Origin of the sequence: Salinivirga sp. (assembly GCF_035268865.1) — a bacterium.
In the GTDB taxonomy this organism is placed as follows: domain Bacteria; phylum Bacteroidota; class Bacteroidia; order Bacteroidales; family Salinivirgaceae; genus Salinivirga.
The window spans coordinates 1-20,477 of sequence record NZ_DATFKB010000191.1 but is presented as its reverse complement, the minus strand read 5'-3'; the positions used below and the strand labels follow the sequence as shown (position 1 = coordinate 20,477).

At 39.3% G+C, this 20,477-nt stretch carries 15 protein-coding genes; 10 read left to right on the top strand and 5 right to left on the bottom strand.

Annotated elements, in window-relative coordinates:
- The first annotated feature begins 41 nt into the window (after positions 1-41).
- The 8 genes from VJ937_RS11485 to VJ937_RS11450 all read left to right on the top strand — a co-directional run bounded on the left by VJ937_RS11485 (position 42) and on the right by VJ937_RS11450 (position 8,803).
- Positions 42-2,987: a glycoside hydrolase family 3 N-terminal domain-containing protein gene (locus tag VJ937_RS11485; RefSeq protein WP_324067221.1), complete on the top strand. Its 2,946-nt coding sequence runs from the start codon at positions 42-44 to the stop codon at positions 2,985-2,987.
- A 146-nt stretch (positions 2,988-3,133) separates the two neighbouring features.
- Positions 3,134-3,535, top strand: coding sequence for a methylmalonyl-CoA epimerase (gene mce, locus VJ937_RS11480; protein ID WP_324067218.1), 402 nt, complete (start codon positions 3,134-3,136; stop codon positions 3,533-3,535).
- Positions 3,536-3,567: 32 nt separating this feature from the next.
- Complete coding sequence (locus VJ937_RS11475; RefSeq protein ID WP_324067216.1) at positions 3,568-5,127, top strand: acyl-CoA carboxylase subunit beta; 1,560 nt, start codon at positions 3,568-3,570, stop codon at positions 5,125-5,127.
- An 11-nt stretch (positions 5,128-5,138) separates the two neighbouring features.
- Positions 5,139-5,504 carry an OadG family protein gene (locus VJ937_RS11470; RefSeq protein WP_324067214.1) on the top strand — a complete coding sequence of 122 codons (366 nt, stop codon included), beginning with the start codon at positions 5,139-5,141 and terminating at the stop codon, positions 5,502-5,504.
- Between the two features lie 13 nt (positions 5,505-5,517).
- A complete protein-coding gene (locus tag VJ937_RS11465; RefSeq protein ID WP_324067213.1) occupies positions 5,518-5,940 on the top strand; it encodes a biotin/lipoyl-containing protein in 423 nt (140 codons plus the stop codon).
- Positions 5,941-6,380: 440 nt separating this feature from the next.
- Complete coding sequence (locus VJ937_RS11460) at positions 6,381-7,610, top strand: sodium ion-translocating decarboxylase subunit beta (protein WP_324067297.1); 1,230 nt, start codon at positions 6,381-6,383, stop codon at positions 7,608-7,610.
- 155 nt (positions 7,611-7,765) lie between these two features.
- The gene (locus VJ937_RS11455; RefSeq protein WP_324067211.1) at positions 7,766-8,005 is read left to right on the top strand and encodes a hypothetical protein; all 240 of its coding nucleotides are present in this window, start codon (positions 7,766-7,768) and stop codon (positions 8,003-8,005) included.
- Positions 8,006-8,044: 39 nt separating this feature from the next.
- Positions 8,045-8,803: an energy transducer TonB gene (locus VJ937_RS11450; RefSeq protein ID WP_324067209.1), complete on the top strand. Its 759-nt coding sequence runs from the start codon at positions 8,045-8,047 to the stop codon at positions 8,801-8,803.
- On the opposite strand, the gene VJ937_RS11445 is transcribed toward VJ937_RS11450, so the two are convergent.
- From VJ937_RS11445 to VJ937_RS11425, 5 genes are all read right to left on the bottom strand, one after another.
- A complete protein-coding gene (locus VJ937_RS11445) occupies positions 8,804-8,992 on the bottom strand; it encodes a hypothetical protein (RefSeq protein ID WP_157754707.1) in 189 nt (62 codons plus the stop codon).
- Positions 8,993-9,275: 283 nt separating this feature from the next.
- Positions 9,276-10,679, bottom strand: a complete 1,404-nt coding sequence (locus tag VJ937_RS11440; RefSeq protein ID WP_324067206.1) for an alkaline phosphatase — start codon at positions 10,677-10,679, stop codon at positions 9,276-9,278.
- A 73-nt stretch (positions 10,680-10,752) separates the two neighbouring features.
- On the bottom strand, positions 10,753-11,223 hold the full coding sequence (locus VJ937_RS11435; RefSeq protein ID WP_324067205.1) for a pyridoxamine 5'-phosphate oxidase family protein: 471 nt from the start codon (positions 11,221-11,223) through the stop codon (positions 10,753-10,755).
- A gap of 12 nt (positions 11,224-11,235) precedes the next feature.
- Positions 11,236-13,449, bottom strand: coding sequence for a hypothetical protein (locus VJ937_RS11430; RefSeq protein ID WP_324067203.1), 2,214 nt, complete (start codon positions 13,447-13,449; stop codon positions 11,236-11,238).
- Between the two features lie 20 nt (positions 13,450-13,469).
- Positions 13,470-17,231, bottom strand: a complete 3,762-nt coding sequence (locus VJ937_RS11425; protein ID WP_324067201.1) for a two-component regulator propeller domain-containing protein — start codon at positions 17,229-17,231, stop codon at positions 13,470-13,472.
- A gap of 148 nt (positions 17,232-17,379) precedes the next feature.
- Between VJ937_RS11425 and VJ937_RS11420 the strand changes: the two genes are divergently transcribed.
- Entirely contained in the window at positions 17,380-18,024 is a 645-nt protein-coding gene (locus tag VJ937_RS11420) for a hypothetical protein (RefSeq protein WP_324067199.1), read from the top strand.
- An 85-nt stretch (positions 18,025-18,109) separates the two neighbouring features.
- Complete coding sequence (gene recG, locus VJ937_RS11415; RefSeq protein WP_414706411.1) at positions 18,110-20,218, top strand: ATP-dependent DNA helicase RecG; 2,109 nt, start codon at positions 18,110-18,112, stop codon at positions 20,216-20,218.
- Positions 20,219-20,477 lie beyond the last annotated feature (259 nt).

Here is a 20,477-nt window from a genome sequence, read left to right as displayed (position 1 = left end):
AAAGGCAGTTAAATTTGTAGCTTTATTAAACCAATATAGCTATGAGGCGCTACCTGCTTATCTTTTTGTTGTTTCTATTCTCTGTTCCGACACTCAAATCAGCACCTATCCAAAAAGGCGATTACGTTTTTATTGACACAACTTACCACTGGGTGGACAGTGTATTCGAATCATTAACCCTTAAGCAGCGCATAGCCCAATTAATTATGGTCAATACAAGTTCGCGCGACAGTGAAAAAAGTAGACGTAAAATTACCCGTCTGGTAAAAAAATATAATATTGGTGGTATTATATTTTTTCAGGGAGGTCCGGTGAGACAAGCGCTGCAAACCAATCACTATCAGGATCTGGCAAAAACACCAATTATGGTTGCAATGGATGCTGAATGGGGATTAGCAATGCGCCTTGACAGCGTGGAGCCTTTTCCCCGGCAAATGATGCTTGGCGCTACTGACAATAATGGTTTAATATACGATATGGGAACCGAAATCGGCAGACAATGCAGACGCATGGGTGTACACATAAATTTTGCACCTGTGGTGGATGTCAACAACAACCCGAACAATCCTGTCATTAACAGTCGTTCGTTTGGAGAAAATAAACATAAAGTGCTGCGTAAATCATATTCCTATATGCAGGGTATGATTGACAGCAGAATTTTGGTCACAGCTAAACATTTTCCGGGTCATGGCGACACCGATGCGGATTCACATCATAGCTTACCCGTTATTAACCATGAATTAAAAAGACTAAATGAGGTAGAACTCTTTCCATATAAGCATTTAATCAGACTTGGCTTAAATGGCATTATGGTAGCCCATCTTCAGGTAAATGCACTTGACAATAGAAAAAACAGACCTTCAAGTATATCGAAACCCACAATTACCGGGCTATTAAAAAACAAACTTGGTTTTAAAGGGCTTGTATTTACCGATGCGCTAAATATGCGCGGAGTAGCCGATTATTATGCACCCGGTCAGCTTGAAATAGAGGCACTCAAAGCAGGCAATGATGTACTGCTTTATCCGGCCGACGCCGAAGTAGCAATTCATGCCATAGAAAAAGCCATCAAAGATGGTGACTTATCTGAATCACTGATCAACCAAAAATGCAAAAGAGTGCTGGCTGCTAAATACTGGCTTGGTTTAGATAAAATTGAACCTATCGACACAAGAGGTTTGCTGAAAGATCTGAATTCCGAAAAAACAAATGAATTGAACAACTGGTTCGCAAGGGAATCCACAACCTGCATCAGGAACAATAACAATCATTTACCGCTTGGCAACGAATCCCTTAACAATCTTGCTGTTGTTACAATAGGTGAAACAGAGGCCAATATGTTTCATCTGAGATTAAACGATTATTGTAAACCAGATTTGTATTTTATTGGTAAAAATGCTACTGAAAAAGAAATAGCCAACGTAAGGAAAAGTATAAGCAACTATGCGAATACAATTATAGCAGTTCAGCAAACCAGTAATTCGCCATACAGGCAATATGGAATTAATGCCAATATAATATCAGCAATAGAGCGTATGGCCAATGCTGAGCAAACTTCACTCGTATATTTTGGTAATCCTTATGCCCTGAAAAAAATGAGGGGCCTGCAAGATTATCAATCAATACTGATCACCTATCACGATAATGAATATACACGTAACTATGCAGCCCAGGTTTTAATGGGCGGGCAGCAAGCATTAGGAAAATTACCTGTCAGTATTGAAGGTTATCCAACCGGTACTGCATTCAAATTAAAAAAGACCAGATTGGGTTATGTGCATCCGGATATGGTAAATGCCCGAAAAAGCGCATTAGCAAAGGTAGATGCTATTGCCGAAGAGGCTTTATTGACAAATGCAACACCGGGCTGTGTCGTGCTGGCTGCCAGACATGGTGATGTGTTTTTTCATAAAGCCTATGGTTATCATACCTACAAAAATCAACTTCCTGTACGCCGCGATGATATTTATGATTTGGCCTCAGTAACTAAAATCGCAGCCACCATGCCGGCTCTGATGTACTTCTATAGCAACCAGGAATTGAATTTACAAAAACACATTGGCGACTACCTCCCCTTACCAGACAGCTCTAACCCCGGATCTCGCAAGCTCATTAACGTTTTAACACATCAGGCTCGTTTAAAAGCCTGGTATCCGTTTTACACTCAAATGATCGATTCAACCGGAAAATATAAACCCAAATTTTTCACAACAAAAAGGAGCGATACTTACAGTATCGAGGTTGCCAAAAACCTGTTTGCATCCCAGGCAGCTGTCGACACTTTATTTCATATTCTTGACACGCTTCCGTTAAGAGAGCGCAATGGCTATAAGTATAGTGATATCGGTTATTACTACATGTACAAAATAGTGGAAACGCTCAGCGGAATGAAGTTTGAAAATTTTCTGGAGAAAACGTTTTACGAGCCAATGAAATGCATGTCTGCTACTTTTAATCCGCATAAAAACTTTCCTTTACGAAACACAATACCTACTGAACAGGATACTATTTTCCGCAAGCAACTTGTACATGGGTACGTTCACGATCCGGGAGCAGCTATTCTTGGTGGTATTTGCGGCCATGCAGGTTTATTTTCTTCGGCCAATGATTTAGCCAAAATTGGCCAGTTATATTTGAATAAAGGCACCTATGGCGATGAACGCTTTTTCAGTGAAAGTACAGTGGAGTTTTTCACCCGCGCCAGCTTTACACATCAAGATAATCGCCGCGGTATAGGTTTTGATAAACCGGAATACCGCAAAAGCCACTTAGGACCGACTTTCTGGGGCATACCCCTTGAAAGCTACGGTCATAGCGGTTTTACAGGTACTTATTTGTGGTGCGATCCGGAGAGTGGAATTTTATATGTATTTTTAAGTAACCGGATTTACCCAGATGCAAGCAACCGGAAGTTGATCAGAGACGACATCAGAACCCGCATTCATAAAGCACTTTATGAAGCTATAAAACCCAGACAGTTACTTTGATTTATAAATAAAATGAAAAGATGTTCTATAACAAGTTTTGAATCATTTTTATTCATTTATAGTATAACTACTTTTGCAGTGATAATGAACGATTAAAATATAATTTACAGACACAAAATAATACTCAAACCCATAATACAATTTTTATGAAACCTACACATATTGAGCACATTGGCATCGCAGTTAAAAAACTTGACGATGCAATCCCTTACTACGAAAAAGTTTTAGGCCTCGAATGCTATGCTGTTGAGGAAGTTAAAGACCAGAAAGTAAAAACAGCATTTTTTAAAGTTGGCGAAACAAAAATCGAATTACTCGAATCGACCGATCCTGAAGGACCTGTCGGTAAATTCATTGAGAAAAAAGGTGAAGGTATTCACCACATTGCATTTGCAGTGCCTGAAGTTGAAAAAGCACTTAAGGATGCTGAAGATAATGGAGTTCGACTGATTGACAAAGAGGGACGAAAAGGTGCAGAAGGGCTTAATATAGGTTTTTTACATCCAAAATCAACCTTTGGCGTACTCACTGAACTTTGCAGCGAATAATTTCTATTAATCATACAATCTGATATATTAAAATGTCAACGCAAGATAAAATCAAAAACCTTATTAAGCTTCGTGAAGAAGCCTATTTAGGGGGTGGTCAGAAAAAAATTGAATCTCAGCATTCAAAAGGAAAACTAACCGCCCGCGAAAGAATTGAGGAACTATTGGACGAAGGTAGTTTCGAAGAATTCGACATGTTTGTTACCCACAGATGCACAAATTTTGGGATGGAGAAAAAGAAAATACTTGGTGACGGTGTTGTGACTGGTTACGGTACAATCGATAACCGCAAAGTATTTGTATTCTCGCAAGATTTCACCGTATTTGGCGGTTCGTTGTCGGAAACGTTTGCGCAAAAAATTTGTAAAATAATGGACAAAGCCATGGAGGTTGGTGCCCCTGTTATTGGCATTAACGATTCTGGTGGCGCCCGCATTCAGGAAGGAGTGACATCATTAGCAGGCTATGCAGAAATTTTTGAACGTAATATTCTTGCTTCTGGTGTAATACCGCAAATTTCAGCCATATTCGGTCCCTGCGCAGGTGGTGCAGTATATTCACCGGCACTCACCGATTTTATCATGATGACGGAAGACAACTCCTACATGTTTGTTACCGGTCCAAAAGTGGTCAAAACTGTAACCGGGGAAGACATTACAACTGAAGATTTAGGAGGAGCAAAAGTACACGCCTCAAAATCAGGAGTCTCACATTTTATGGTAGAGAGCGAAAACGAAGGGCTTATGCTAATTCGTAAATTGCTCGAATACCTTCCGCAAAATAATCTTGAAGATCCGATTGTTACAGAATGTACAGATCCCATTGATCGTATGGAAGATGCACTTAATACCATGGTGCCAGAGAATCCAAACATACCGTACGATATGATCGATATTATTGAGGCCTTGACCGATTACGGCGAGTTTCTGGAAGTACATCGTAATTATGCTAAAAACATCATAACCGGCTTTGCCAAGTTCCACGGTCAACCTGTAGCAATTATTGCCAATCAGCCAAATTACCTGGCAGGCGTGCTCGATATTGACGCCTCACGCAAAGCAGCCCGATTTGTAAGATTTGCTGATGCATTTAATATCCCAATCATCACACTGGTTGATGTTCCAGGTTTCTTACCAGGAAGCGGACAGGAATCAGGCGGAATTATAATCCATGGAGCAAAACTTATGTTTGCCTATGGCGAAGCCACTGTACCAAAAATCACCATTTCTATACGTAAATCTTATGGTGGTGCACACGATGTAATGAGCTGCAAGCAATTAAGGGGAGACTTGAACTATGCATGGCCATCGGCTGAAATAGCTGTAATGGGTGCAAAGGGAGCTATTGAAGTGCTTGAAGGACGTAAGCTTAAAGAAATTGAAAGCGATGAAGAAAAAGAGAAATTCATGGCTGAAAAACAGGAAGAGTATGAGAAAGAGTTTTCTAACCCTTACAAAGCAGCTGCTTTAGGTTACATAGATGACGTTATAGAGCCACGTAATACGCGTTTCCGCATTTGCAGGGGACTTGACTTACTTGCGACCAAGAAAGTTGTGAATCCACCTAAAAAACACTCGAATATACCATTATAAAGCTAGAAACTATGATGAATATCATTGCATCAGTAGCCAGCCAGGGAGGATATACCGTAGCCTTAGTAGGTATTGTGGTTGTATTTGCTGCGCTGGTACTCCTTTACCTGGTATTTTCGCAACTGCCCAGAATCATTAATATGAATATTCGCAGCCAGTTAAGACGCGAAGGAAAATATGAATGTGCAGACCAGGACGACTTTTCAGTTCCTGGTGATGAGAGTGCTGCAATAGCAGCCGCAGTGCATCTTTACTACAGTGAGATGCACGATGAAGAATCCAATATCATCACCATCAAGAACATGTCGAGAAAGTACTCTCCATGGAGTTCAAAAATATATGGAGTACAAAATCAACCCGTAAAACTTAAATTTTGATAAATAACTCAAAATGAAGACATTCAAATTCATAATAAAAGGTCAGAAATACGACATTGCAGTCAATGAAACTGACGAAAACCAACTTGATGTCGATGTAAATGGAACAACCTATAAAGTAGAGGTTGAGCAGGCTGCCACATCAAAAAAGACACCGAAATTGGTTCGTAAACCAGTGTCTAAAAAACCTGGTGAAGGGAAATTACAAAAATCTCAGAGCGGGGGGCATAAAGTTAAAGCTCCACTCCCGGGTAGCATCATGAAGATTAATGTAGAACCCGGAGATACTGTCATCAAAGGGCAAACACTATTGGTTATGGAAGCCATGAAAATGGAAAATAATATTCAGGCCGAAAAAGAGGGCACAATTGCGAATATTAAAGTTAAAGAGGGCGATAGTGTGCTGCAAGATGACATCTTATTAGAAATGGAATAAGGGAACAAAAAGCCAATAATAAAATGAAAAACATATTTCTCCTGCTATTGATGTTTTTGTTCCTGGGTGCTACATCAGGTCAGGCACAGAAACAAGATATTAAAGCACAATTACTCGATGGAAAATGGCTTAACAAAGCCGGCGGCTATCTGCCCCGTCCAATAGCTGAAGACAAAAACGAGGAAGTAGAAACTGTCGAAAGATACAAGTTTTTAACTTTTAAGGCGGATGGATCTTTTGAAATGGATTCGGCTAAAACCCGGTATCCGGGAAAATGGAAGATTGTTGGAAATAAAGTGGTAATGATTTTTACTCCGAAAAAAATCACCCACTTTCACCGCAATACAGATCCCAATAACCGCTCATCAAATTACCGTACTACTGATGAAGTTGTAGACCTTGGAACGCGTGAAGGCTACCTAAAAGATGGTAAGTTGGTAATGAACCATACAACTTATACCAATTATACAGGGGCAACAGCCGGATTAATAAACTTTTATGAGTTTTCGGGTTTTGCCAATGTCACACATGGAAATCTAATCATGATCGTGATTGGGCTCTTCTTTATCTTTCTTGCCATAAAATATGATTACGAGCCACTATTGCTTATTCCTATTGGAACCGGAATTCTCATAGGTAATATCCCTATGTTCCAGGCTGTTGACTTCAACCTGCAACTGGGTGTTTATGAGCCCGGTAGCGTTATGAATTATCTGTACCAGGGTGTAGTTCAGGGATGGTATCCACCCCTCATATTCCTTGGCATTGGAGCTATGACAGATTTTTCATCTCTGATGTCGAATCCACGCCTAATGTTACTTGGCGCTGCAGCCCAGGTTGGTATATTTATCACTTTCCTTGGTGCACTTTACCTGGGTTTTGCCCCTGCAGAAGCAGGCGCAATAGGTATTATTGGAGGTGCTGATGGTCCGACTGCGATTTTTCTCTCATCTAAACTTGCCAATGGGGTCAACATTATAGGGTATGATCCGAGTGGGGCCCCCATTCTGGTGAAGAACCTGATCGGACCGATTGCCATTGCTGCCTATTCCTATATGGCACTCGTACCAGTAATTCAACCGCCTATAATTAAGCTTTTTACCAGTAAACGTGAACGTCTGATTAAAATGCGGCCGCCACGTGCTGTTTCGAGACTGGAAAAAATATTGTTTCCAATATTCGGATTGCTCATTACAGCATTTATTGCACCTACTTCACTCCCACTTCTGGGAATGCTTTTCTTTGGCAACCTCCTAAAAGAGAGCGGGGTAACAGCCCGACTGGCCAATACCGCCAGCAATGCACTAATTGATACAATTACAATTTTGCTTGGTTTAACCGTAGGTGCATCTACCCAGGCAGATGTGTTCCTTACAAAAGACTCTATATTGATTTTCGGACTTGGAGCCGCATCATTTGCTATAGCTACAATGGGTGGTCTTATTTTTGCCAAAATCATGAATTGGCTCTCTCCTAACCATAATCCGGTAAATCCAATGATTGGAGCCTCCGGAGTATCAGCTGTGCCTGATAGTGCCCGGGTTGTGCAAAATATGGGTGTGAAAGAAGATCCTACAAACCACTTGCTAATGCATGCCATGGCGCCAAACGTTTCTGGCGTTATCGGATCGGCAGTTGGTGCTGGTATATTACTGAGTTTCTTAATGTAAAAAAATATATTTGACAGTTAAAGGCAGGTTTCATATTGAGACCTGCCTTTTTTATTGACCTGCAGATATTTTAACATTTTAATAATTGTTTATCATAAAAATTAAATTTTGGAAATATTCTTTTTATACATAACTTATATGAAAAATTTATCTTTATGAACCAGGTCATTTCGCAATTGTATGCTTTACTCGAAAAGCATGCGTTAATCAATGATGAAGTATCGGGTTTCCGATTTCTTTCATCACCTGATTTTGCCACCGAACGGCACAAATTCTACGCTGACCTGGAGGAGCATTTTAGCCTGCATAACCAACAAGAAGAGCTTAATGGTATATCCAATCTGCCACAACTCATTCGGTTTCTGCAAAAAACTAAATCGGCTTTCGAGGCTTAGCCCTTCCACCTTTCACATGCTTTATTTATCTTTGCGGTAATGAAACCGAACCGTAAAGATATTACGCTATTCCAAAAAGCAGCATTGGCAACGCTTGTCACACTCATTGTGGTGTTGTCCACTCTTCTGGCTTTTGAAATGAATGCCAAAAGAAAACATCAGGAGTTTATTGTTTTGGTTGATGAACAAGATTTTGAAGCACCTGACCCATTCAAAGAAGAAAAACGAATGGAAGAGCTTGACAAATCAATTAATGAAATGCTTGAGCAGGAAATGCCTTTGGAGCAAAGAAAAAACATAGCTGTCAATAAATCCGAAGAACCTGAAGATCAGGATAATACCCAGACAAAATTAGAACAAAACCAAACCGAAGAAGCGTATCGCCAACAATTAATAAAGAATGCAATAGGTCAGGAAGAGTATGATAAATATATCACAAATAAACCCACTTATGACGAGGGCCCAGAAATAACTGTTCCAGAAAAAAGTAAACCACAGAATGTAAAAAAAGAGGTTTATACCGGGCCATCGAATATTGTTTTTTATTTAGATGACCGTCAAATTCGATATATTGATGTGCCGGTTTATTTGTGCCAGGGATCTGCTGATATTACCGTTAAAATTGTTGTATTACCCAATGGCCTTGTAAAAAGAGCCCAGCTCGATGAGCAGGCAAGCACTTCGACAGATGAGTGTTTCACTGACGCTGCCCTGCAAGCAGCTCAAAATGCCATATTCACCAGGGGAAAAAAGGGAGAACAAAGCGGCAAGATTAAGTTTCATTTTGTGGCGCAGTAATTAGACTGCCATCCTGAATAATCGTTGAACTTCATGATCGTAAACCTGCACAAGCTCTTTTGAAATCCACTGCTCCAGATCTTTTAACTCCTGTTCAGATAGCCACTGTATTGATTTTTTTATCTCCTTAATGAATAAATTGTGATTATGATGCAGGTTGCGAAGTATATTTTTTTGATGATCAAGCATTTTCATATGTTTTGTTTTATATTTTGGTCCCGGTGATTTTTTGTTTTCCTAAAAGGAACTATATACAAAAAACACTAAGTATTATTCTCTAACTAAAAAACGAAAAAATCCCGACACAGGTATAAAATAAATGTTAAAACAGGGTTAAAATTAGCCAGCTTACCATAAATACAAACAACTCACAATCAATACACTAAAAGCAATTGACTGATAATAAATAAATAAGGCGCATTGGATTTAACCACGCGCCTTATTTAATAATTTATGATAAAAAAATTAGTTTTTATTTTATGATTTTCTCAATTAGTTTGGGAATATCAGTGTTATCGAGAATTCCATCAAAATGAGTGGCCCCTACTCCATGAGCATGCACAACCACAGGAAGCCCCGTGTGTGAAGTGGAGGTCCAGCCTACTCCGGCTTTACGGTTCTGAATTTTTATGGCTTCATACAGAAACTCGTGTACTGAGCTATAGAGTAATTCGACATTTTGACCTGAATAGCCAGTTGATGCTTTCCATGATTCTTTTAGTCTTTGCCGTTCAGCTTTGGTAAGCTCTATTTGGCTACCTAAACCCAGATTTTCATCAATGAATTGCATGGCTTCTTCAAGCGTACCATCCTGCTGAATAAGCTGCTCTATTTCACGCTCAAGGGCTTCATGAGATATTTTCTGATGTTGTAATATAGTAAAGTTTGTTTCATAATGCATATCATCATTACCCAGGGTTAAACCACCAGTCTCGTGATCTCCAAGTACAACAATCAATGTTTCGTCCGGGTGCTTTTCGGCAAAGTGAAGCGCTTGACCAACCGCATTATCAAAGTCGACCATACCAGAAATAGTGGCCGCTGCGTCGTTAGCATGGCAAGCCCAGTCAATCTTTCCGCCTTCAATCATCATGAAAAAACCCTCAGGGTTGTTTAAAAGCTCAATGCTCTTTCTTGTTACCTCTTGCAGTGTAACATCGAATTCATTCATATCAATTGCAAAAGGCATGGCTGCTCCACTCTGTAAACGCTCATGCGAAAAGTAGAGGGGCAAACTACCGGGTTCAGCATTTAAGAAAGCCGCATTATTTTGTAAAATTTTCAATTTCGTCTTTTTCTCATAGAGGTCCGGTAGATCTCCCTGCTCACCCTTTGGGTCTTTAATTCCACCACCGGCAAACAAATCAAACCCACTTGCAAACATTTGATCGGCAATTTCATAATACGAGTTACGTTCGTTTGCGTTTGCATAAAAGGCAGCCGGCGTGGCATGGTTGATCGATACTGTAGAGATAATGCCTACTTTCATACCTGCTTCTTTGGCTTTATAAGCTATTGACTTATAGTTTTGAGTACGATCTGCCGATTTGGCAATTGTATTGATCGAAGTTTTATGTCCTGTAGAAAGCGCGGTACCGGCAGCAGCAGATCCTGTAATAAAGCGGTTATCGGCATATGTATAAAACCAACCGTGAGCTTCGAGCTGACTCTGATTTAATTGCTTCATTCCTTTCTGACCTGATTTCTGGGCTAAATATGCTTCTGTTAAACTGAGCTGGGGCAATGAAACACCATCTCCAATAAAATAAAACACATATTTTGCTGATTGACTTTCATTGGATTGTGGACCACTCTGGCAACTACCAAAAATAATCACAATAGCCAGCAAAGCCGGAATAAGTTTACTAATTCTCATAAGTTTAATGATTACATGAGCTAAATTCTCTTTAATTTGACAGGGGAAACAAAAATTATGCGTTTTTTACGAATTAACGTACAAATCGTCCGAAGTTTTTTGCTTTCAGATTATTTAATTTCACTTTAAAAACTGCGACCTGCTTAACGGCCGGGGAATTATAGTCAAATTCTCCTTCTACATATTGGGCCATAATCAGATTAAGTGCTTTTACTTTTTCATCATAATCTTCAACAAACTCAACTTCTCCGTCGGCAACAATGCTTTTATAATTCATGCCATATGAGCAGGCTACTTTTTCGTTTTGGTAATAAATACTGTGCTCAGTACTCATGGTGATGCAAATTTTCGGATTTTCTTTTAAAATATCCATTTTTCTTCCGTTCGGATCCCCGTGGAAATATATTACGTCATCCTCATAACCATAATTCATCATTACCACATAAGGGTCGCCATTTGTATCGACCATAGACATTGCACAGCTGTCGCAATTACGAATAATATCTTCTTGTTCTTGTTTGTCAGTTATCCAAACAGTAGGCATAGTTTTCAATTTTTATTCTACAATGGTTTTTTCATTACGCGAATTAACAAATAAAATATCACCCATGGCATCATATCCCATAAATATTGACTTTCCATCGTGTTTTACCTGTTCTTCCAGGAAACCTATAATAACCAGTCCTGCGTCGGCAGATTTTGCCTCAATAACAGACCGTTGAGTTTGGTCTTCTCCAACTTCAACACTTTCGATATTTTTTGCTGATATAGGTAATCTTCCTGCCTCCACAATTTCCAATAGTGCTTTTCTTGCTTCCTCCTTCTGGCCATGCTGGGCAATATTAAAAATACTTATACCGGCTTTTTCCCATGCTGGATGTGCTGAAATTATATAGCTTAATAAGATCATCTCATTGGCATTGTCTACATCGGTTGAACGTATCCAAACATGTATTCCATTTTTAAAATTGACGGGTTTCAAAGTCGAGCTATAAAGACAAATATCAAAATCTCCGGCCTTAGCCAGGGGCATATTTTCTACAATAGCCTGCATATGTTCTTCATCTGTACGTAGTGATTCAAATACCACCATATTATTTTCCATCCCGGAAACACCGGGCAGCTGTATAGCTTGTGCAACAGCAGAAGTATATGAAGGTGAAATCATGGTATCAACGTACACAGCACTCTCCTTTTGGTCTATTATTTCAACCAGTTTCTCAAGTTCTTTGCGGGCTTCCTGAGCCAGTTTAGTGCTGAAATAGCCATTTTTCATGTGAATATAAGTACCAAAACCGTATTTCCATGCAATCCAGTTCATAAATTCAAGTGCTTTCTGCCGATTAAACGAGTCACTGCTAATGCATATGGCAGATGGCCGCCACTCAGTTTTCTTTCTGGAACTATAGGTTTTTTGCATATAAACCTGTAGCCGCCTGTTAAGCTGGAAAAATGCTCCTTTAAATATATCTTCCATCCCCCTCCGGTGCTTATATACATTATTAATATAGACATAAAGCGCCCCAATTGCGATGACCGCTGCAAGTGCATATAGCATATCAATTTTAAACATGAGCCACACTGCCATAATAAAACCAACCAAAGAGATATACCATCGGCTTTTGAATGATGGCCTATAAGATGGAGCTGAACCAAAATGATTCAAGAATGATATTAATGAAAGAGAACCATAGGTAACCATGAAAAACATGGTAATAATTTGAGCCACAATATCCACATCGCCCAATATGACAAACACCATTGCGATTATGCAGGTTACAAGCGATGCATTAAAAGGCTCCCCATCTTTTTTACGGGTAGCAGACAATATACCGTTGGCTCGGCTCCATGGTAAGGAATGATCGCCGGAAAGAGCCTGAAGTGTACGCGGAGCTACCATAACCGAGCCAAGTGCTGAGGATATAGTAGAAGCAGCAAGCCCCAATGGTATCATAATAAATCCATAGGGAGCAATTTGAGCCATTATAAGCTGATCATTCACCAAACCTTCAGCGGGTACAGAGCTGGCCATTTTCCAGGCTAAAAATATATAAATTACAATGCCACTTATAGTAGCAGCAACAGTACCAAGTGGAATACTTTTTCCCGGGTTTCGAAGGTCGCCTGAAAGGCCAACTCCTGCTGTCATACCAGTAAATGCCGGGAAAATAATGGCAAACACTACAAAAAAATCGGAACTATTACGCAGGGCAAGGTTCTCACTAAAATAACTGGTTTCGCCACCCTGAGGGGCACCGGCAAAAATAAGTGCAAGGGCCACAAATAATACAGCTACCACTACATACAAGGCTTTTACTCCCATATTAGCTCCTTTTTTCAAAATCAGGAAAGAAAGCAGTAACATGGCTGGTACAGAAAAAGCCTGCCTGGGCAAATTAATACCATAATTTTCTTTAATCCATTCAAAAACCGGGGAAAATGCTTCAGTAAAAGCTATCACATAAAAGGCAACGCTAATGGCCTGACTAAGAAAAAGCGCCATGCCGATTGTTGCTCCAATATTAAGGCCGAAGGACCGACTGATGATAAAATACTCTCCTCCTCCCTGAACACGTTTATTGGTAGCAATTTCGGATATAGCCAGTGCAGTTGGAATGGTGACCATATGGCCAATTAAAATGATAAAAATCACGCCCCAAAAACCTACTGTGCCAATGGCATATCCAAATCTTAAAAATAATATAGCCCCAAGAATTGTGCTGATCGCAGTAAAAAAGACCGGAGCAGTACCAAATTTTGCTTTGCTCATGAACGTTAAGAGTTATAAAATTAAATTCTCAATCCTAAAACTGTGATATCATCAATTTGTTCGTGATTTCCTTTCCATTGATAAAAACTTTCCTTTAATTTTTCTAGTTGGATTGGCATTTTTTCACTGGAATTAGCTAGAAGTAGCTTTTTAAACCTGTTCCGTTTAAATTTAATGGCATTATTGCCTCCAAACTGATCTGCATATCCATCGGTAAAGATATAAATTTGGTCTCCTTTTTCTAAGTTAACTGTTGTTTGTGTAAAATCTTTCATTTTTGGATACACAGAAATTGGGGCTTTATCTGCCTTATATTCAAACAGCTTGTTTTCACGAATTAAATAAAGGGGATTTCGGGCACCTGAAAATATCATCTGATTGTTTAATAAATCAATCTTGACCAATGCGATATCAAGACCATCTTTTTGTTCGCCCGGGGCCATTTTCTGGTCTAAGGCAGTAATAACTTCTTGCCGTAAATTATTTAAGATAACGGCTGGCTCCATGTACTTTTCCTTGAGAACAATTTCGCGCAAAAATGATATACCCAGCATACTCATTAATGCACCAGGTACGCCATGGCCGGTGCAGTCTGCAACAGCAACAACAACCTGATTATTTATTTTTGCCCACCAATAAAAATCTCCGCTAACACGATCACGGGGATAAAAGAGTAAGAAATGATCATCAAAAGCTTCTGAGAGCATTCTGGGTTCAGGGAACATGTTATATTGTATAAATTTGGCATACTCAATACTCTCCGTTAAATCCTTGTGTATTATCTCTAATTTATCTTTTTGTATCACAATCTCATTGCGCTGCGCCAAAATTTCTTCCTTCTGCTGAAGTAACTCTTCATTTTTTTCTGATATTTCAGATGTGCGCTCCGATACAGTTTTTTCTAATTCCCGCTGCCGGTGCTTAAAACTGGCTATTCTCCATTGGTAAATTCCAAAAACAATTAATAGTACAAAAACAACAAAAACAATTTTGAACCATGTTGTTTTCCACCAGGGTGGTAATATTACAAACTGAAAATGAACTTCATTGCTCCATAGACCAGCACTACTCAAAGCACTAACTTTAAAAACATACGCTCCTGGCGGCAAATTGCTATAGGTAGATTTGTTTTGGCTTGTGAGCGGATTCCAGTTCTTATCATAACCTTCAAGCATAAACCGGTATTGAAGCTTCTCGGGATTTTTCCAGGCCAGCCCCGAGAAAATAAAGGTAAGATGGTTTAGTTCATGGCTGAGTTTTAAATCTTCCGGTAAATGATTCCAGGCGCTAATGCCTGAATAATCAATTGAAGCACCTTTTCCTACATTTAATTCTTCCTGAACTGTATTGTCGAGGCCATTTGTTAAGTTGGTATTTAACCAGTTTACCTTCTCATAAAAAAGCTGCAAGCTTGTTAATTCTATAGATGGCCTTATGGTATCGGGTCGTTGTATTTGAGGATTGTAAGAAATAAGCATTTTACCTGTTCCCCACCACAAATTATTATTATGGTCAATACCTGAGGAATTATTGGAGAACACATCGCCCCCAATAAATCCTTCATTATAAGTAAAATTTTCCACATCATATTGGTCATCAAATATGGACAATCCTTTCGCATATGTGCGGTCTTTAGTTGCGTTGGTTAATTTACTGACACCATTTTCTGTTCCAAGCCATATATCGCCATTGGGATGAAATACAATATTTTGAACTATATTTGAAGCCAGACCATCGTCTTTTCCAAGTTGCAGCAAACTGGCTTTGAATGCATTATAAAGATCCTCTGAGGATTCAGGTTTTTCTTCCTGACTGTGTTTATTTAGCGCACGAATAAAATCCCGGTGAAGAATATTAATTTTATTGTTACTTGTAATCCATAGATGACCATTTTTGCCCACATATATCCGATAAGTAGAATTGTTGCTTAAACTATCTGACATTGTAAAATGATAGAATCGATTTCCGGTGAAAACTGCAATACCCCGGTCGCTTGAGGCCAACCATAAATTACCGTGGCGATCTGGCGTTATATCCCTAATCTCTTTTATTTGTAGTCCCTGTTTGGTCTGATATCTGGTAATTTTATTGCCTTTTAAGCTGTTCAAACCATCATAAGTACCAATCCACAAGGTACCTGATGAATCCTGATACAGGGCCGTAACCTCGTCGTGCGTGAGGCCTTGCTTAGTGGTGATTTCATATACTTTGTCTCCCTCTAATTTATTTAAGCCTCCCCCATCTGTACCTAGCCATAGATTACCCGACAGGTCTGGTTCAATGGCCCAAATGGTATTATCGACAAGGCCATGTGATTTTTTCCAGTTATAGAAATGTTCTCCATCGTATTTTATCAAACCATCTCCCCAACTACCCATCCACATATTCTCTTTAACATCTTCATAGAATGATAAAATTATTTTACCCGGTAACCCCTGTATTTCAGACATATAATTAAAAACCCCTCCATCATATTTCATAAGGCCACCACCATAGGAAGCAATCCAATAAATTCCGGATGGATCATTCAATACATCCCAAATCATATCATTTGTAAGCCCGTGTTCAGAACTAATATTCTTAAAAGAATGACCATCATATTGTACAATACCATTTCCATCAGTACCAATCCATAGATTTCCCTGGTCATCGCGACTCATAGAGAGTATTTCGGAATTTGGGAAGCCTTGCGGATAAGTATACTGATAAAATTTTTCACCATCGAACCGAATGGCTCCTTCGCCATAAGTACCAAACCATATGGTATTATTAACATCATAATTTACAGCCCATATGGCATTTGTTGGTAATCCATTCTGCACAGTTATATGCTTAAAGGTGGTTCCGTCCCAGCGGATAACGCCGCTATTAAATGTACCAATCCATATATTGCCTTGTGCATCTTCACATAAATCATATACCTGTCTGCAATTTAGTCCCTGATCTTTAGAATAGACTTTTAGTTCCTTATCATTAAATTGCGCAATACCGTTATTTGTACCTATCCAGATATTTCCTTTCTGGTCTTCGACCAATGACATTACTTTGCTGCCGGGTAGGCCTGTTTCCTCATTAAAATAATAAAAATACCTACCATCAAAACAAACCGCCCCGTTATTAAAGGTACCTAACCACAATCGGCCTTTACGATCATATAGAACACTCATTACTTTTTTCCCAGGTAACCCTTGCTCTATACCGTATCTGACAAAAGAACGTCCATTGTAGCCGACTAATCCGGCTCCATAAGTCCCCATCCAAACCATGCCTTTATCATCTCTGGCTAATGACATGATATAGGAAGAAAACAGCCCCTGTGCAATATCGACATACTTAATATTGGCCACAATATTCTCACGATACAGGGCTTTACCGGCATCAACTAATTCGGGCAATGATGCTTGTTTTTTAAGCACTTCACCTTTTTTAATGGTTTCAGCCGTATCGTTTGTAATAAATGATATTGGATAAACAGGCGGATCTTTAACATTGACCCTGTCAGTAAATGACGATGGTTTAATTTCTTTATATTGAAATTCTAACGGAGGATGTGTGGATCGTAAAATGCCGCCGGATTCAACTCTTGTTTTACCGGGCACAATTGATTTAATTCCCTTGTAAACAGTTGTCGTGCCTGCTTGAAGTTTTTTATGCACCAGCTTTGTTTCTGCTTTTGAACCTATGACCACCTCTTCTAAAGAATCTGAGACCAATGGATTTACCTGGCTCTTTAGTAATTGGGCTGTAAGTAAAAGGCAGAAAATCAGTAATAACAAGCGCATAACCAATCTTTTGTATCAAATTGCTATCTAAAATAGTAAATTTATACAAAATATACCGCTTAATTTATATCTGAGTTGACTTTTAATTCAAAAATCTATTAAAATTCAATAACTTTACACAAATAATAAGAAAACATATTCTTTTGTTATGAACTTCCTTAGGCAAAACATATTATCAATTCTGCTACTGCTTTTTCTGTTAGGTCATTGCGTAAATGAGACATCTGCTCAAAACAATGACAGTCTGACTAAGCTAAAGATAGAACAAATACAGCAAGAAATCACCATACTACAGAATAGGTTTAACAGGCTTTATAACCGGCTCGACCGAAACACCCAACAGCTTATTAAAAATGCTGACTCCAGTACAAATTTAATACTGTCAGAAACAATCAAAGTGCAACAAAATCAAAATAGTGGATTTGAGCAGCAAGCAGAGCGCATTGCGGCATTAAAAAACGAACTAAACACCACACGTACTCAATATCGTGAAAGCTCGCTGAGACTCTATTTTTTGTTATCGCTGGCAATTTTATTGCTAATTACAGTTTTCATATTGCTATATCAAATTAGAAAGAAAACTGTGGAAGTTCTGGCTCAGAATTCTAATAAATTATTTGAAAGTCAGTCAGAAATTCACGAAAAAACCACAGAATTACTTAATCTGCATGAGGAAATAACGGAGGCTATTGCAGCGCAAAAGAAAGCAATTAAAAGCCAGAAAAAATCTACCCGGAAAGCCACAAAAAAAGCCCTGAAAGACGTGATAAAGAAAAAATACAGAAATGATTAATTTATGTTTTTGTATGGATTAGATGATTCAGGGACATACTTTTCCCGATAAAAAAATTTATGTAGGTTTGCAGGAAACACCTCTTATGACCGGTAAAAACCTAACAACACCCTTACAGTTTCTTAAAGGTGTTGGTGAAAAACGCGCAGAATTATTCGAAGAGGAACTCAACCTGACTACATTTGAGGACCTTTTGCATTACTATCCATTCCGGTATGTGGATCGTAGTAAATTTTATACCATCAGCGAGTTGTCAGCAACCCCGACACAGGTTCAGGTAAAAGGGCGATTTACCCGCAGCGAATTATTGGGAACCGGTAATAAAAAGCGGTTAACAGCCCGTTTTACCGACAACACCGGAACTGTAGAGTGCGTTTGGTTTAAAGGTTTAAAATATATCAGCGAACAAATCAAGCCGGGTGTCGATTATGTGCTATTTGGTAAGCCATCGCTTTTCAACAACCGGTTAAATTTTACACATCCCGAATTTGAGACTTTACAAACTTTTTTAACTAAAACAGCTGCTCCATTCACGCCGGTGTATCCCTTAACCGAAAAAATAAAAAAATTTCGCATAAATGCCCGTGTAATACAAAAACTCACAAGGGAATTGCTACAGGAACTCAAGCCGGTTATCAGAGATCACTATCCCGAAGAATTCCGAAAAAAGTACAACCTGATGCATTTATATAATGCGCTGCAACATGTACACTTTCCGCAAAACATGAAAACACTGGAGCAGGCACGTTTCCGGCTTAAATTTGATGAGCTTTTTTTTATTCAGCTATTTATTCTAAAATCGAAAATTAAACGTGATAATGCCATCAAGGGCATTGTTTTCCATAAGGTTGGTCATTATTTGAATACTTTCTACAAGAAACATTTACCCTTTGAACTCACCAATGCCCAAAAGAAGGTTATAAAAGAGATGCGGCACGACATGAAAAGCGGCCTGCAAATGAACCGGCTTTTACAGGGCGATGTGGGTAGCGGAAAAACACTGGTTGCGCTTATGATAGCTTTCATCGCTGCCGACAATGGATACCAGTCGGCCTTGATGGCTCCCACGGAGATACTGGCCCAACAACACTATAAAAGCCTGAAAGAGATGCTTGGAAGTCTTGATTATAAACTGGGCTTATTGACTGGCTCAACCAAAACAAAGGCCCGGAGGGAACTGCATGAAAAATTGCGCAATGGTGAAATAGACCTGCTTATTGGCACACACGCACTTATAGAAGATGAGGTAAAATTCAACAAGCTCGGTTTGGTGATTGTTGACGAACAGCACCGCTTTGGTGTTGCGCAACGTGCACGGTTATGGCGCAAAGATAAACAGCCACCACATGTACTTGTGATGACGGCCACCCCAATTCCACGCACACTTGCACTGACTGTTCACGGAGACCTGGATGTATCGGTAATTGACGAATTACCTCCGGGCAGAAAACCGGTTGAAACCCACCACCGTTTCGAAGATAAACGTGCCAACATTTATAAATTTATGCGGCAACAAATTGCGCAGGGCCGGCAAATATATGTGGTTTTCCCATTGATACAGGAGTCAGAAAAACTCGATTTTCAGAATCTTGAAGCCGGCTATGAAAGAATTATAAAAGCTTTCCCACCCCCAAAGTATAAAACTGTAATGGTACACGGACAGATGAAGCCGGAAGAAAAAGAGGAAAAAATGCAGCAATTCGTACGCAACGAAGCTCAAATAATGGTTGCCACCACTGTTATTGAGGTTGGGGTAAACGTGCCAAATGCATCAATAATGATTATTGAGAGCGCCCAACGGTTTGGCTTGTCTCAGCTCCATCAGTTACGTGGCCGTGTAGGAAGAGGGGCTTCCCAATCATTTTGCATATTGCTCAGTCCCTATAAAATAAGCCAAAACACACGTCAAAGACTTGGCATTATGACACAAACCAATGATGGTTTTCAGATTGCTGAGCAGGATATGAAACTAAGGGGCCCCGGAAACATCGATGGTACGCAACAGAGTGGTGATCCGTATGATTTTAAAATAGCCAGCCTCACACAAGACCAGTCTATCTTAATTTTAGCACGCCAGGCAGCGCTTGAAATTCTCAAAAAAGACCCTGAATTAAAAGAGCCGATTTATAAACCAATTGCCAAACAAATGAATCAGCGACACCCTAAGGAAATCAATTGGCGACAAATCAGCTAGATAAAAACGACATATTCCGGCCATACGATTTAATTCAATTGAATGGACAGACTTCGGCTAAAACCTTATTAATTTGACCAGGAACTCAGAAAGATGTTAAAATGCAATACATTTTTAGTCACATTCATCCGAAACTTTTTAAATAAAAAGGTCAACAATAGTTATAACCGATTATTATTGGGACATTTTTTTGAAATCGCCAGAAAAAAAGTGGTTTTTCAAGTCAGTTGCTATTAATTCGTTTAAACCTGATATTATA